18 protein-coding genes are annotated in these 15,188 nt (G+C 43.4%); 6 read left to right on the top strand and 12 right to left on the bottom strand.

Translation table 11 applies throughout. The features are described 5' to 3' along the window. Positions 1 to 67 precede the first annotated feature (67 nt). The 3 genes from AB9P05_RS14140 to AB9P05_RS14130 form a co-directional block, all read right to left on the bottom strand. The gene (locus AB9P05_RS14140; protein WP_371909476.1) at positions 68 to 400 is read right to left on the bottom strand and encodes a hypothetical protein; all 333 of its coding nucleotides are present in this window, start codon (positions 398 to 400) and stop codon (positions 68 to 70) included. A 370-nt stretch (positions 401 to 770) separates the two neighbouring features. Beyond that, complete coding sequence (locus AB9P05_RS14135; protein ID WP_371909475.1) at positions 771 to 1,718, bottom strand: IS3 family transposase; 948 nt, start codon at positions 1,716 to 1,718, stop codon at positions 771 to 773. Beyond that, a complete protein-coding gene (locus AB9P05_RS14130) occupies positions 1,715 to 2,023 on the bottom strand; it encodes a transposase (RefSeq protein ID WP_371909474.1) in 309 nt (102 codons plus the stop codon). The genes AB9P05_RS14135 and AB9P05_RS14130 overlap by 4 nt, the downstream gene beginning before the upstream one ends. Positions 2,024 to 2,386: 363 nt before the next feature. Here AB9P05_RS14130 and AB9P05_RS14125 point away from each other — a divergent pair, with 363 nt between their 5' ends. Next, positions 2,387 to 3,994 carry a hypothetical protein gene (locus AB9P05_RS14125; protein WP_371909473.1) on the top strand — a complete coding sequence of 536 codons (1,608 nt, stop codon included), beginning with the start codon at positions 2,387 to 2,389 and terminating at the stop codon, positions 3,992 to 3,994. 257 nt (positions 3,995 to 4,251) lie between these two features. Further along, the gene (locus tag AB9P05_RS14120) at positions 4,252 to 4,602 is read left to right on the top strand and encodes an endonuclease domain-containing protein (protein WP_371909472.1); all 351 of its coding nucleotides are present in this window, start codon (positions 4,252 to 4,254) and stop codon (positions 4,600 to 4,602) included. A 284-nt stretch (positions 4,603 to 4,886) separates the two neighbouring features. Here the strand turns inward: AB9P05_RS14120 and AB9P05_RS14115 are convergent, their stop codons facing one another. The 5 genes from AB9P05_RS14115 to AB9P05_RS14095 all read right to left on the bottom strand — a co-directional run bounded on the left by AB9P05_RS14115 (position 4,887) and on the right by AB9P05_RS14095 (position 7,894). Next, entirely contained in the window at positions 4,887 to 5,732 is an 846-nt protein-coding gene (locus tag AB9P05_RS14115) for a hypothetical protein (RefSeq protein ID WP_371909471.1), read from the bottom strand. A gap of 910 nt (positions 5,733 to 6,642) precedes the next feature. Continuing rightward, positions 6,643 to 6,789: a pinensin family lanthipeptide gene (locus AB9P05_RS14110; protein WP_371909470.1), complete on the bottom strand. Its 147-nt coding sequence runs from the start codon at positions 6,787 to 6,789 to the stop codon at positions 6,643 to 6,645. 26 nt (positions 6,790 to 6,815) lie between these two features. Further along, positions 6,816 to 6,962, bottom strand: coding sequence for a pinensin family lanthipeptide (locus AB9P05_RS14105; protein WP_371909469.1), 147 nt, complete (start codon positions 6,960 to 6,962; stop codon positions 6,816 to 6,818). 427 nt (positions 6,963 to 7,389) lie between these two features. Continuing rightward, positions 7,390 to 7,557, bottom strand: a complete 168-nt coding sequence (locus tag AB9P05_RS14100; protein ID WP_371909468.1) for a hypothetical protein — start codon at positions 7,555 to 7,557, stop codon at positions 7,390 to 7,392. Between the two features lie 181 nt (positions 7,558 to 7,738). Then, entirely contained in the window at positions 7,739 to 7,894 is a 156-nt protein-coding gene (locus AB9P05_RS14095; protein ID WP_371909467.1) for a pinensin family lanthipeptide, read from the bottom strand. Positions 7,895 to 8,309: 415 nt separating this feature from the next. Between AB9P05_RS14095 and AB9P05_RS14090 the strand changes: the two genes are divergently transcribed. Then, a complete protein-coding gene (locus AB9P05_RS14090; protein WP_371909466.1) occupies positions 8,310 to 9,344 on the top strand; it encodes a WD40/YVTN/BNR-like repeat-containing protein in 1,035 nt (344 codons plus the stop codon). A gap of 446 nt (positions 9,345 to 9,790) precedes the next feature. Beyond that, the gene (locus AB9P05_RS14085) at positions 9,791 to 10,231 is read left to right on the top strand and encodes a CHAP domain-containing protein (protein ID WP_371909465.1); all 441 of its coding nucleotides are present in this window, start codon (positions 9,791 to 9,793) and stop codon (positions 10,229 to 10,231) included. A gap of 135 nt (positions 10,232 to 10,366) precedes the next feature. Here the strand turns inward: AB9P05_RS14085 and AB9P05_RS14080 are convergent, their stop codons facing one another. The 4 genes from AB9P05_RS14080 to AB9P05_RS14065 all read right to left on the bottom strand — a co-directional run bounded on the left by AB9P05_RS14080 (position 10,367) and on the right by AB9P05_RS14065 (position 13,624). Further along, the gene (locus tag AB9P05_RS14080) at positions 10,367 to 12,487 is read right to left on the bottom strand and encodes a catalase (protein WP_371909464.1); all 2,121 of its coding nucleotides are present in this window, start codon (positions 12,485 to 12,487) and stop codon (positions 10,367 to 10,369) included. Between the two features lie 369 nt (positions 12,488 to 12,856). Then, on the bottom strand, positions 12,857 to 12,994 hold the full coding sequence (locus AB9P05_RS14075) for a pinensin family lanthipeptide (protein WP_371909463.1): 138 nt from the start codon (positions 12,992 to 12,994) through the stop codon (positions 12,857 to 12,859). 62 nt (positions 12,995 to 13,056) lie between these two features. Beyond that, positions 13,057 to 13,212, bottom strand: coding sequence for a hypothetical protein (locus AB9P05_RS14070; RefSeq protein WP_371909462.1), 156 nt, complete (start codon positions 13,210 to 13,212; stop codon positions 13,057 to 13,059). 259 nt (positions 13,213 to 13,471) lie between these two features. Next, positions 13,472 to 13,624 carry a pinensin family lanthipeptide gene (locus tag AB9P05_RS14065; protein WP_371909461.1) on the bottom strand — a complete coding sequence of 51 codons (153 nt, stop codon included), beginning with the start codon at positions 13,622 to 13,624 and terminating at the stop codon, positions 13,472 to 13,474. Positions 13,625 to 14,310: 686 nt separating this feature from the next. On the opposite strand from AB9P05_RS14065, the gene AB9P05_RS14060 reads away from it, so the two are divergent. Together AB9P05_RS14060 and AB9P05_RS14055 are read left to right on the top strand one after the other, a co-directional pair. After that, a complete protein-coding gene (locus AB9P05_RS14060) occupies positions 14,311 to 14,691 on the top strand; it encodes a nuclear transport factor 2 family protein (protein WP_371909460.1) in 381 nt (126 codons plus the stop codon). A gap of 256 nt (positions 14,692 to 14,947) precedes the next feature. Then, positions 14,948 to 15,088, top strand: coding sequence for a hypothetical protein (locus AB9P05_RS14055; protein WP_371909459.1), 141 nt, complete (start codon positions 14,948 to 14,950; stop codon positions 15,086 to 15,088). Positions 15,089 to 15,188 lie beyond the last annotated feature (100 nt).

Here is a 15,188-nt window from a genome sequence, read left to right as displayed (position 1 = left end):
TTATTATATCCTCCCCATAGCGGCCGGGTATTTTCTTATACCTGCCGGGGGAGTTATGGAGGCTGGTTTATTTACAGCTAGTTTGCTTATAGCGCGTAATGGTATTTTCGCACAAACCGGGCCAGTTGTTATCCACATCACAGTTCTCATAGTAGCTTACTATGTAGCAGTTTCCCACGATGAAGTTATACGTACCGCCGCCGCCGTACACGCTCTCTACCGTGCTGGTGCTCATGTTCATGAAACTATACTGACCGGCGTGAAAGCCGATGTATTTACCCGAAATCTCATTAACGGCGTAGGTAGTCTCGGCCACCTCTGCTTTGTCCGTAGCACTGGTAGTGAAAGAAAGAGTGGTCATCATACCCAACAGGGCGATAGCAAATAGGGTCTTTTTCATAGTTTAGTTTAATTTAACATAGTTAATTACTGTATGCAGGCTAATAAACTGAAATAGCAATTCCTAATAAACCGGCCTAACTCCTGTATATTGTTGATAAAGGGATGATTTTTGTACAGATATTTCTATTAATCAATTTAGAGGCGACTTCCGTTAGTTTAGATTGATTAGACCCTCTGTACCCGGCATGGATTGAAGTAGTGCAGAGGTAGGTAGTTTTAGTGGCTGTAGTGCTCGGGACCACCCCTGGATAAAAATACGCTAAAGCGTTTTTTATCCGGTCCCCTGCCTACTATCGTAGGAGGGGAAATAGATGGGTGTTGGGCGTGCTATTGTGGGCTTAGCTTGTCCTAACCCCTTAAAAATAGGACTAAGATTCTACAAGTTGAGTTGTTAGTTTTAGCTTACCATCTGTTGTCTGTTCCAGTGGCAAGTTACGTAGTTTCTTGGCGCTGTTTGTTCTTTTAAGGAACTGACTGGGCGCTTGTTTTCCAAGGCTGCCATGTAGACGCTCGTGGTTGTAAAAGTTCATAAAGCGATTGAAGGTCTCCTTTGCTTCCTGCAGGTCCTCGAACTCATATTTTGAGCATACGGCGCTTTCTATGATGGAATGAAAGGACTCAATATAGCAGTTCTCCTGCGGTGTAGCTACATGCGTGAACTCATGCTCGATGGCCATTTCCTTTAGGTATTCCCGAAACAGCCCTGCCTCAAACTGACTACCGTTATCGGTTCGTAAGGTTGCTTTTTCAGGTAACTGGTAATGGTAAAGTATTTCTTTCATTAGTTCGATCACCTGGTGCTTGGTCACGCTCCAGGCCAACCTGTAGCCTAATACTCCCCGGGAGTATACATCCAATACGGTAATTAGCAGCGCATTACGATGCTGACCGTGAATATAGATATACTTGATATCGGTCTGCAGGCATTGAAAAGCTGCTTCCGGGCTAGGAAGAAGATCCTGAGCAATGCGTTTGCCACGTTTGTTGCGCCTAATGCGCTGACTGAGCAAGCGAGCCTGCTTCATGAGCCGATAAACTTTTTTCTCGTTGATAACGAGCCTTTCGGTGTTTTTCAACCAGGCCGCTACCTTCTCATAACCATAATCAATAAACTCCTGGCTTAAGAGCCATTCGATCCGCTCCAGCACATAGGCATTGCTGTAAAGAATACCATCATAGCTCAGGGTATGTTGGCTTACTTTACGCCCTCTCTTGCCTGTCTTGGATTGATAGTAATAAGAGCTTCTACTCAGGCCACATAAAGGCAGCACTTTATATGTAGCATAACCCAGGTTAATATACTTTTGAGCAATCATGAGCCTGTACGCTTTTTGGCAGTGCTTTTTTTTAAAAGCTCTTCTTTAATGCGCAGGGCCAGTTCTTTTTCAGCCAGCATCTCTTTTAACTGCTGGTTTTCCTTTTGCAAGCGCTTAAGCTCAGGGTCTACTTTATAATGCTTGCTGGCTAGGGCATCTATGCCACCAGTATCATACTTTTCCTTCCATTGATAGAAAGTATTGCTATAGATACCGTGCTTGCGGATGGTGGCTGTAATGCCTTCCTTTTCTGCTTCTAAAAGAATCTGAAGCTTCTGTTCAGCGGTCCAGTGTCTTCGTTTCATTTGAGATACAAGTTAGTAAAGTTAACTTGTAGAATTCATTGTCCAGTTATTTAGGGGGCTAAGAAGAGCTGCAATTGACAGGTAGTACGACGCTCATTGAAAAGCTCCCTGCCATCTAGTAAGCAGGCTATATCTGAGCTGCACAACCTTAAATTCCATTGGATGCAAGCCCAGCTCCTGCGGGCAGGCAGGGGACAGATTGATTTGAAACCAAAGGTTTCATTCAATTAGGGGAGGTAACTAGCAGAATGCTGTACGTTTCACAAAAGATCGTTATCTTCTACCAAATTCTGGAAAGGGGTCGCGTCTAGATAGCACAGCCTCCACTCTTGTCCACGTTTCAAACACAAAAACTATAATACAATGATCAATAAGATTAGTAAAAAAAAACGCACACCGATAACTAAAAAAGAATTCAGAAGAGAAGTGCTAAAAAGACCCTATACCATAATAAATAAAAACATATCATTTAATATTATTAATTCTTCGATAAGGGGGCCTAAAAGCATATCTTTCAAAAACGTAACGTTCCAAAAAGAAATTAAAATCATAAACTTGTTATGTCTTGAATGCATTACATTTGATAATTGCAGCTTTGAGGGAGATGTTTTAATATCTAGCTTAAAACTATGGGAAAGTGTCACATCGATTGAAATATATAATTGTAGGTTTAACTCAAACCTACAATTCACAAACAATGAACTTAAAAAAGAACTAATAATAAAAGACAGCCACCTAGAAAGCTTAAAAATTAATGAACTGAATCTAGAAAATGACCTAATTTTACAAAATATAAAAATAAATAAAGAGTTACTTTTAGAAAACATTACATTTCACTCCAGTCTTATATTAAGTAATTTACAAGTAAAGGGGTATACTAAATTCAATAATATTATAAATTTTAAAATCAAAACAATTCATTCAATTTTAAAAATAGAAGATTGCACCTTCTTTGACTTCACTCACCTAAGGGAATTACATTATAAAGGAACTATTAAACTTAATAACAATAAATTCATTCGTTTATCAGAGATATCATTCACTTCTATATATTGTAAGTACCTCATGATTGAAAGAATAACAGCCTTAGAGGGAATAGATATAGACTTTTCAGGAATGACCATAGAAGCTTTTCGCCTCATTGCGGGAACTCAAACAAAGGGAAAGCTATCCCTTTCTAACGGTAAAGCTAATCACTTTGACATGACTGGTTACAACGAAAATCTATATTTGAAAATAGTAAGTTTTAGTTTTTCAAGCTTAATATTCAACAACGTCAATAATTTAAAATCCATTTCATTAGTTGGGTGCAACTTAATATCTAATAGAAATAAATTCAATAGGTTCATTTTATCAAACTGCTTACTAGGCAACTTATCGCTTTACAACACTAACTTTTCTGATTTTGATTATGTAAAAATAATAAACTCGAGCCTAAACGAAGTTTCGTTGTACAACAGTACAATATTTAACCCAAACACTATTACTAGATTCGACAATAAAGAATCAAGACACATTTTTCAACAATTAAAGCATGCAAATAATTCACAAAGTGATAGAATACAGGCTTTGGAGTTTAAAGCATACGAAATGAAGTCCTATTTTTACAATTTAATATATGAAGGAAAAATATTGAGTGAGGACGGATTAATAATGTTATTAAGCTGGACAAATGGCTTTGGCCTTAAGTGGCTACGCCCAATAGTAATTTCAATAATTTGGACACTAACTTTTTATGTTTTTATCGTTTTAAGCCTGAAAACAAGTAGTAATAACTGGCTTCTAATTAATCAAAACTGGCAAGCTTTCTGGCAGCTCTTTAACCCTACCCATCGGTTAGATAGTCTTTTTCAAGATTACCCTAACAATCTTACTGCTACCTCCTACTTCCTCGACTTCCTCCACCGTCTTGGCTATGCTTTCATAATCTACCAGGTGATTAGTGCCTTCAGGAAGTTTTACAAGAGTTAGGGACTGTAGTGCTGGTACCACCCGATTGCGGGCCCAGCCGAATGCGGCCCAGCCCTGAATTAAAATACGCCAAAGTGTTTTTTATCCGGTCCCCTCCTGCAAGCAGGCAGGGGACAGAAAGAAAAAGGTGCCACACTTTTTCTTTCAGGCTGGGCCGGCATTCCGGAGGTCCGGCATTCCGGTGGTAACTGGCAGACTGTTTGAAAAAACAACCTCTACCCCTATCTCCACCACAAAAACCAGCAGACCACCAGCTAATGAGAAACCTACCCCACCTGAAAAAGAGGCGGCAGGAACTACGTAATAATGCCACCGCCGCCGAAGCCACCCTATGGACGCTCCTGCGGAAGCGCCAGGTGCTGGGCCTCAAATTTCGCAGGCAGTACAGTATATATAATTACATCGTCGACTTCTGCTGCGTAGAGAAAAAGCTCATCATAGAGCTGGATGGTGAGGTACACAACGATCCCATCATCAATACCAACGACTACCACCGCGACCAAAAACTAAAGGCCCTGGGCTATACCGTACTGCGCTTTGAAAATGACACGGTGTACCTGCACCCCGAAGGGATCGTAGAGGCGATCAGGGGGGTAGTGGAGAGGTAGGAGGTTTTGCCGGCTGTAGGGCTCGGGACCACCCCGCCTGTCGGCACCCCTCCTACTATCGCAGGAGTTGGGCTTGCAGTCAAGGGAAATAGATGGGAGCGGGGCGTGCTATTGTGCGCTTAGCTGCGATTGACAGACAGCGAAGTACAATGCGCCTTTGAAAAGCCCCATGTCAATCAGTAAGCAGGCTATATCTGAGCTGCACAACCTTAAATTCCCTTGGATGCAAGCCCAGCTCATTTTGAAGGAGGGGACAGAAAGAAAAAGGTGCCACACTTTTTCTTTCAGGCTGGGCCGGCATTCCGCTGGGCCCGCACACGGGAGGTCCGACTTTCGCTGGGCCGACTTTCGCTGGGCCGACTTTCGGTTGTAACAGGCAGACTGCCGCCTAATCTGAATAGCGAAATTAACCTGGTATTTTCCGACCTTTCAATAATAGTCTTTCCTGTTGCTGCCCGCTCACTATTATCAAACCCTGTTTCCACCACATCAGAAGTTGGCAAGCCGAGTTCACCTGCATCATCCCCTGGGTAAAGTTCCTGCTCATATACCGTCACATTTCCTGCCGCATCCGCCGCTTCCACACGTACCCATACCCCCTTCACCATATCCACATCGCCTTTTAGTTCATATGCATACAGCTCATTCACTACCAAATCATTACACTCACCACCTTCCAATACCATGCCCCTTCCATCCATCACCGTCACCTGCAGAGAACAAATACCAAAGTCATCGGACGCATACACCTCCAGCACATCACCCATCTTCCCCCTAAATGCCTCAGCTACCACCTTTTCCACCTCCGGAGCATGCATATAGTCCCTCACAGCCAAATTTTGCCAGGAAATAAAGCCCTCAGCCGCAGCCTCATACTTCGCAAATAACGCATCATTCTCCCTCACACGCTTGCTATAACCAGTTGCCTCCCCGAATCTCCTGTGATGTGCCTTTTGCTTTTCACTTAGAGGCCTGGGTGATTTTGCCGGGCGGGCAGACACAATCGTTTTTCCTGCCCGCTGTCTGTAAACAATCGCGCCGCGCACCATCCCTCGTGCGCCTTCTATCCAGGGGTTATTCTCTATAATCGCCATGCTTTCAATACCTTTAATTTTCCAGTGTATATCCATCAAAATTAAAGTCCCATTCCTTACCTCATTATTTCAGGTAAGTATATTCACTTTTGTTAAAAGCTTATTAATCCACGAAAAACATCTGAAAATAGGATATATTCAATATACAGACCACACTTATCCTGTGCCTATCCCGTGGGTATCCCGTGGGTATCCTATAAGCCTCGTACCATCGTCTAAAAGAAGCATATATTTAACTATTTCAGGAAATAGCTAACAGACTCATTCACCTCGCGCCCAAACCATCCTATATGATCACCATGTGTACTTTTCCTGCTAAAAGTGAAGAGGAATACCACAGCCATACATAATCACTTCGTCTCGACGACTAGTTAAGTACTTAACCAGACAGCTATACACCTTTCCACCCCATCCTTTCACACGAAAAGCCCCCTGTTAGTAAAGGCTATATAAGATCAGGGAAAGGTCGGGGCCTACTCCTCACACCAGCCATCCCAGGTGTATTCCTCCGGGCAGCAGTCCGGGTACCACAATGAGCCCGCCCCGCCCTTTATCATAGCCATCAAGCTAAAGCGCTATTTTGCTGATTTTGAATGATTTGCTTATAAAAATGTAGTACTACTCTGCAGCGGCAGCCAGCAATAATTCCACTCCTTCTAAGAGCATAGCCGTCAAGCTAAGCACACAAATTGTTTTAAATCAACTGGTTCGAGATTAGCGAAGCGTTATCTCGTCCGGAGTGGATTAGACCTATTTTATCTTTCATGGTTAAAAAGTTTTAAAACTATATACTCAAGCCACCGTCTTATTTATCCCCCTTCTTTTTTTAAACAAAAAAAAGAGGCCGAAGCCTCTCTTATTAAATCGAATCAGGTTAGTATAGTTAATGAAAACTGCTTACGTGTAAATAATTAACCTACCAATACCTGATCAATAGCTATATCTATTAACAGAGAGCTTCAGAAATTTCTCTGCTTATTGTAATAGTTATTGGAACAGTAAGAGGCGTAATTCCTCCATTCACTTCCTTAGCCTCAGAGGTTTTAAAGCTTTCTACTTTAAGCTCTGACAATTGCATTTTCTGCTTTTTCATAATAATCTATGATTAATCTGTATAAATTACGTAGTAGAGTCAGATATTGTATAAGTCACTATGATAGGAATAGTAAGAGTAAGAGGCGTAACTCCTCCATTCACTTCCTTAGCCTCAGAAGTCTTAAAGCTCTCCACTTTCAGCTCAGACAGTTGCATTTTCTGCTTTTTCATAATAGTTAATGTTTAGTTTCTTAGTATAGAATTGATTTTAAAGCCATTTTAATACGCGAAAAGACATAGCTTTCCCGCTCCTCCCTTAGAGAAAGGCATATCACGTATAGGATATAAATAATAGTATGTAATAATATACTATCTTTCCTCCTTATACTGGACTTAATAAAAATAAAACCGGAGATACGTTACCCACTCAAATAGAAGGGATAAGAAGAGTAGTATTTCATTTGTAATAAGATAGCCTTTGGATTTTAAAGGCGATGGCCTTTAGCAATAGGCTATAACCAACGCGAAAATAAATTCGCGATATTTCCTGGTAATAGTCAAGTCTCATCATACAATTTGTTGAAAAAACCATCCTGAAAGAAGTTAAAGCAGAGGATACCTTCCTCTGCTGTCCACGGCTCGCAATGGTCTGTCCCAATCAGGGAAAGGTCGGGTCCTCCTCGTCACACCAGCCATCGCAGGTGTATTCGCCCGAGCAGCAGTCCGAGTACCAGAATGAGCCCGCCCCACCCTTTATGGCTTTGCCTTCAGAGGTGGTAAAACTGCTGATGCTCAGATTTGAGAGGTGTAGTTTTTTGTCTTTCATGAGTTAAAAAGTTTTAAAACTCAATATACTTAAGCCGCCTGTCTTATTTATCCCCCTTCTTTTATTTTAAACAAAAAAAGAGGCCGAAGCCTCTCTTATTATATGGAATCAGGATAGTATAACTAAAGATATTGCTTACATAAACTAACCTACTAAAACCTGACCTATTCGCTACAAGCAGTTAGCATGCAGCTTCGGAAACAGCTTTTCCTACTGTATATCCGATAATAATAGGAATAGTGATAGCCGGAGTAATCCCGCCTTTTACTTCCTCCTGCTTAGAGGTAGTAAAGCTTTCTACTTTCAGTTCAGACAGTTGCATTTTCTGCTTTTTCATAAGAGTGATGTTTAGTTTATTAGTAATAAAAGTGTGTTTGCTTTCCATCAGAGCGCCCTCTGCTTCCTGCGAGACGTACCTATCCCGTAAAACCAATCAAAAAGATTAGTTTAATTATACATTTACAAAATAAATGAAAGAGGAAGCAAAAGGGTTAAACCCTCAAAAAGAAGAGGCTCGACATGTTCTTAATCATAGGTTAAGCCTTGTATTTCAGTCAATGAGATCAGACATGAATCAAGGCCGAATAGTTATTTTCTTTTGAACAATTTGCAATCTTCAGCTCAAATAATCAAGTGTAATAAAACTTTTAATAATAATTTTTTTTACCTAGAAGGGCTATCTGCCGGATTGTGCTTGAAGGGTACTTCTAAAAATTCTCTTTAGTTTAGAGGAGAAACAAAATACCATCGTATTGAAAAAGCTTGCGCCTCTACTGGTACTGATCATAGGAACAGCCTTATCTGCAAGTGCCCAGAAGATCACCCTGCAACCAGACACCCTCCCCCTACCTCTCAGCTACCGCGGGCTTCATGTGCTGTCCGATTCCCTGGTGTGGGTAAGCGGACCCGAGGGTACCCTGCTGCGCACCACAGACGGCGGCAATACCTGGAAGCAGCTCCCCCCTCCCCCCGCCGACTCACTTGACTACCGCACCCTGTGGGCCTTTGATGAGCAGACGTCCGTAATAGGCTCTGCAGGCCAGCCGGCAATGATCTACCGCACAGAAGATGCAGGCAGAGAATGGCGGATGACCTACAGGGACACCTCAGGCCAGGCCTTTTTCGATGCCCTCCTGTTTGGCAGTGATTCCCTGGGTTTGGTGATGAGTGATCCTGTCGATGGTAAATTCCTCCTGCTGGCCACAGTGTATGGAGGCAGAGAGTGGCGGCCCATACCTCCCTCCGCTATTCCCGATGCCGGGAAGGGAGAAGCCGGCTTTGCCGCAAGCAATAGCGGTATGATCGCCCTGGGTGATTCTGTACTTATGTTTGCTACAGGAGGCAGCCAGGTAAGAGTTATCCGGCTGGATGGCCATTACCAGGGCTGGCATGCCGTAGATGTACCCATGGACGCTACCAGCGAGGCCAGGGGTATATACAGTATGGCCGCTAATGCTCAGGGCAACATAGTCGCTGTGGGGGGAGATTATACCCAAACAGATGACGAAGAAAACAACCTCGTAGTGTCCGCTGATGGCGGCCTCACCTGGGAGCGTATCGATAATGCGGGCCTGCGGGGCTACCGCTCCGGAGTCGCGTGGATACCAGGCACAGAAGCAACCTTTATAGCAGTGGGCACCTCGGGTATGGACATAACCTATGACGGCGGACGAACCTGGCAACCCTTATCAAATACAGACCTTAATGCCATCCGCTTCTCCCCTTCCGGCAAGGTAGGCTGGGCCGTCGGCCGTGAGGGGAAAGTTGTGAGGATTACGGTTTGGTAGAAGCCAGAAAAAGCCGCAGTAAGAAGGTGGCTCATTCATTTTTTATATCACTTTTCCGCACCCGTATACAACAAAACACATGGCTCAAAAATATTTGAATAATCTAATATTAACAAATTGTTAAATCGAAAATAAATGCGTGTATTCACACGTATTTAATTCCATCTAAAATGTACCATAAAATCCTATAGGCCTTTAAAGGCATAAGAAAAATTCTGACTCTTTCTATGTAAAAAAACACCATAAGAAAAAATATACCTCAAAAAAAATATAGTTGAGCCCCTCGCTGAATATCTCCTTAAAATAGATATTTTCACAAGCCTGCTAACACCCTGAAATCCAGTAGAAAAACCTTCTTTTTTTTACAAAAAAAACCTGCAACCTTTGATTCGTCAACAACGACAAAATCATATCATTAACAAACCAATTTTTTTCTAAACAAGAAAATGAAACAACCTAAATTCTTCTCTTCAATGGTAGCTACTATCATGATGTTTACAATTGCTTCCTGCGGCGACGCGACCATTGAAGAACCTCAACCAGTTGGACAAATCACACAAGAAGAGTCTGCTCTGCACAGTAGCTGCACCGGTTCATGCTGGGACTGCTACCAATATGTAAAGTGCCGGCTGGATAACAACCTGCCCGGTTACTGGGGCTCTATCGCTCAGAAAAGAGCTAACATCAACACCTACACCCCTTCTGTAGGCGCAGTCGTCATCCTGTTTGGCAGCGGCTATAATACTACCTATGGTCACATGGCACTCGTTACCTCCGTTACATCTACACATATTTATGTAGATGAAGGTAACTGGAACGGTACCTGCAGCCAGGGTCGCTCTATCTCCCGTACAGACAGCAGAATACAAGGGTATTATAAAAGGTAATTAAGTCTCTGTTTAAATAGAAAAAGAGGCCTCATTGACCTCTTTTTCTATAACTATAACATCGAAATTTACAAAAACAGCCCGGTCTCTGCAGAGGCCGGGCTGTTGTCATGTATATGGGTCAGCGCCTGTAAATCAAGCCCCCTCCTTTCTATCCCAGAAGCGGAGCTTCTTACACGTATCCAGGAAGTCCGCCGCCGAGGATCCATTGCTCAGGTTCATAAAGCCTTTGTCCAGGCTCTTAGGCAGGCCGGTCTTCTCGAAGAGCGGCATGGCAGCTTCATTATAGGCAACAAACTTATAGTGAGCGTAGCTATTAGCCACAAACTCGCGGGCCGGTGGCATCGCCGCCAGGTCCTCTATACCCTCCTTGCTGCCGATTACAGCCACAGCATCATACATCACAGAGGGACCGCCGTCTACCTTCTCATCCATCTGGTGAGATTTACCCTCAGAGCACGTTACACCGGCTACACGGGGACCTACCATCTCCACCATGGCACCAGCCTTTTCGGCCGCCTCCTTCAGAGCCTTCACAGCTTCAGCTTCAAAGCCCTCGCTCACCAGTATACCAATCTTACGCCCCCTAAAGTTGTCAGGCGTATTCTTCAGAATACTCAAAGGGTCTGAGGGTTTCAAATCCCTTCTCACCTCCATCGCAGGCGTTGCCGCTTTCGGCATAGGCTTTACACCCAGCCCTTCCGCCACTTTACCGGCCAGCTTATCATCTATATTCAGCAGATGAGAAACCATGCGCTCACGTATGGAAACCTTTTCTACCTTACTCAGCTCAAACACCAGGGCATCGGCCATATGGTCCTGCTCTACTTCAGTCTGACTGATATAAAACTGCCGCGCCTGACTGTAGTGATCGGCAAAGGTCTCAGAGCGGGCACGTACCTTAGGCCCGTGCGGCTCTTCCGGCACACTTTGATACCCCTTCTCCGCCGACTCGCGCGGACCGCCATCTTCCGGCCCCCAGCTATTAGGCTCATAATTAGCTCTGCCGTGAGGATTATGCATAGACATGTGGCCATCCTGCTGGAAGTGCGCAAAGGGGCATTTCGGCGCGTTGATCGGAATGTGCGTAAAGTTAGGCCCACCCAGGCGCTTAAGCTGCGTATCCAGGTAGGAGAAGTTACGGCCCTGCAGCAGCGGATCATTCGTAAAGTCAACCCCCGGCACCACGTTATTAGTCTGAAAAGCCACCTGCTCCGTGTCCTGGAAAAAGTTATCCGGCATCCGGTCCAGCACCATACGGCCCACCGGCTTGGCAGGCACCAGCTCTTCCGGTATGAGTTTAGTGGCATCCAATACATCAAAGTCAAATTTATCCGCAAACTCCTGGTCGAAAGTCTGCAGGCACAGCTCCCACTCAGGGTAGTCACCCGCCTTAATAGCATCCCACAGATCGCGGCGGTGAAAGTCCGGATCAGCCCCGTTTATCTTCACAGCCTCATCCCATATAACAGACTGCAGGCCCTGCTTAGGCTTCCACAGGAATTTGGTAAACGTAGCCTTGCCTTCCGCATTTACCAGCTTAAACGTATGCACCCCAAAGCCCTCCATAAACCTGAAAGAGCGCGGTATGCTGCGGTCACTCATGATCCACATGACCATATGCATCGCTTCCGGCATTAGCGACATAAAGTCCCAGAAGTTATCATGGGCCGTCTGCGCCTGCGGAAATGCCCGGTCAGGCTCCTGCTTGGCCGCGTGGATAAGGTCGGGAAACTTAATAGCATCCTGTATGAAAAATACCGGGATGTTATTACCCACAATGTCCCAGTTACCCTCTTTCGTATAGAAGCGAACAGCAAAGCCGCGCACATCACGGGCCAGGTCCACAGAGCCCTTATTACCCGCTACCGTAGAGAAGCGCACAAATACAGGTGTCTTCTCTCCTTTGCGCTGAAAGATATCCGCCTTGGTAAGCTCAGGTATAGGATCATACGTCTCGAAATAGCCATGGGCTCCGTAGCCGCGGGCGTGTACCACCCGCTCGGGAATACGCTCATGGTCGAAATGGAAGATTTTCTCTCTAAAATGAAAATCTTCTATTAAAGATGGGCCCCTCGAGCCTTGCTTCAGCGTATTTTGGTCATCGCCCACAGGTATGCCCTGCTGAGTAGTAAGAGTATCATAGCCTTGGCTGGCGTCCTGATGAGTCTCGCCGCCGCTGCCCTGGTACAAGTCCTCCTCTCCGTAGCTAACTTTTTTGCGATGGGTAGATTGGTCGGATTTTTTATCTGACATGATCGAAAATAAAAAGTGATAGAATCTTTATACTCAAAAAATGCTTCGGCAAGCCTGATCTTCCAGACCTCAAAAACTAAAAATGAATCCGAAGCTCTTTAAAAGTTATAACGTAAGAATCAGAGTATCAACAATTTGTTTAGTAATTTTAAAATTGAGTCAAAGAGATGTTGAATATTGGACAAACAGATGAATAGCAGGGCAGGTTTGAAAATTATTCTTTGCTCCGGGAAGATGCTTCTTAAGTCTGATGATAGTTTTTACTGGCAGGGCTCAGGGCACTAGAAAAAAATAAAGCCTGCTACATTTCTGAAGCAGGCCTCTGACATATCAAACGTCTATTGTAGGAATTTTTATACCACGTCCTGCTTAGTAAGGCTTTACGCAAGGACCAGCCTGAGAGCACCACTCAGTTTCAATGATACCTCCTTTTATTTCCTTAGTATTGGACGCCTCAGTAACAAAGCTCTGAAGGCTGATTTCGGTAAGCTTAATCCGCTTTTTCATAGTAATAGTAAGTATAATAGAATTAAATAAAACACAATTAACCCCAGAAGCCCTTACCAGGATCAGCCTCTTATGATGGTCTTATCGCAAGCCCATATTTCACGCGAGCACCATTCTGTCTCGTCTATTCCCCCTTTGAGCAACTGGGTTTTTTCGATTGGCTCAGCCGTTACAAAGCTCTTCAGGCTGATATCTTCTAGTTTTAAACGATTTTTCATAAGCTAAATGAGTCAAAAGTTTAGTTTGGCATAACCCCAATATAACCAATCAACCGACTGACCAAAAGACAATCTGCAGAATTAATTGAATTTGAATAAAGAAAAGAACCTACCAGTCCGGCTGTACAATGGCTTGTCCATAGTCAACACCTATAATTCAGACTCTGCCTGGCCGCTTTTCATCTGTTACCAGCAATTCATATGATAAAAAAAAGAGGGCCCTGCCCTGGCCCTCTTTCTCTTTCAGAAATATCTGTGTTTACTCAATCACAGCCGGAGCATCCCCATTGCACGCTTCAGGATGGCATGTATATTCTGGTCTGGTCTCCCCGCCTTTTACCGCTTTAATCTCAGACGTAGCAAAGCTTGCTACTTTCAAATCACTCAGAGAAAGTTTATTCTTCTTTTTCATAACTAAATAGTTTTAAAATGAACTGACAAAATACCAATTACCCGGATAAAAAGTAAGCACATAGATACATTATTGGGTTACCCGATGGTAGGCATCACAGAGTGATGATCCTCCAGTAGAGACCCAATTTATAGCGTCTTGCCCACGCCGGAACAAGTTGATAGTGGGGGAGTAAAAGAATAATTGAGTTACAGAATGACTAAGTTCAAAAAAATAAGATTACGGATTAACTCAAAACACACAAAGGCGAGCCCCCCTTTCGGCAACCATGTAAATAATGCGTACACCGCTACCCGATAGAGGTGGTCCCGCAATCTGGCAGACGTACTACAGACCACCTTTTAGCAGATGACGGAGTCAGGGGATCTCTGGCAGGATTAATTTTGGATGAGTGAATGAATGACTAATTGAATTATTGATGTGGGAATCCGTAGAGGCGCGATTCATCGCGTCTTCCCCTGCCTGGCAGAGGATTAATCTTGAATAACAGAATAATAGAGTTATAGAAAATATAATCGATGATTATCCCAAAATGAGTGTCATAACGTAATAAAGTCCTTGGATATATGCCCCTAAGTAGTTTTTTTACTTAAAAGATATTGGCGAACCAATAAACCTACCATAAAAAAATAGGTATCCGCCTACTTATGGTAAGCTTAAAATCAATCCGTATAACTTAAAAAGATATGAAAGAACAATACAGAAAGATGGTAGAAAGCTATGTCAGAGCCTACAATAACTTTGACATAGAAGGAATGACCCAAAACCTTGATGAAGATATGGTGTTCGAAAATATCTCGAATGGTAAAGTCGATCTTAGGACCGAAGGTTTGGAAGAATTCAGGCAACAGGCAGAATCAGCCAAGCAATATTTTAAACAAAGGGAACAAATAATCGAATCCTGGGATTTCAGCGGCTCAACAGTAAGAATTGCCATTCAATATAAAGCCCTGTTAGCTATCGATTTGCCCAACGGACTTAAATCTGGCGATACCCTGGAAATAGAAGGGGAATCCGAATTTGAATTTGTGGATGGAAAAATTAAAAAAATAACGGATAAAAGCTAAGTACTCCTGCTACACTGCCAATGCCTTATAGCAGATAAAGTAAATATTCAAATTTTCAAGCTCTGGTCAATTACCTCAATAGCAACCTCTCATCAGACTGTATACAGTAACGGTATACGCAGGCCGGTTTAGTTGTTCAAACATCATTCGTCACCTAATTGGAAAATTATTAACTTTATAGAAGATATTGATAGCAAAAAGAACCAGACTAACCACCAAAAAGCCTAACCATCCCTTACTAAACTAAACCTTACTTATGAACCTGAAAATGCTTATCACCAGCCTGCTTTTTACCATTGTCCTCACCTCTTTTACCTCTGCCCAGGAAGTCACTTACGATGCTAAGCACATTAAGGGGCTGGAGGAGCCTTTTGTGCTTAAAGAAGAGGGGGGGTAATAACCTATATACCGTTTACCCTGGCAAAAGAAAGATAGTGGTTATAGAGTACGATTCGAAGCTAAATACGATACAGGACCTTCCATCATACATTAGGCAA

Source organism: Roseivirga sp. BDSF3-8 (assembly GCF_041449215.1).
Taxonomy (GTDB): Bacteria; Bacteroidota; Bacteroidia; order Cytophagales; family Cyclobacteriaceae; genus JBGNFV01.
The sequence above is the reverse complement of the archived record's forward strand: the minus strand, read 5'-3'. Positions and strand labels throughout refer to the sequence as shown.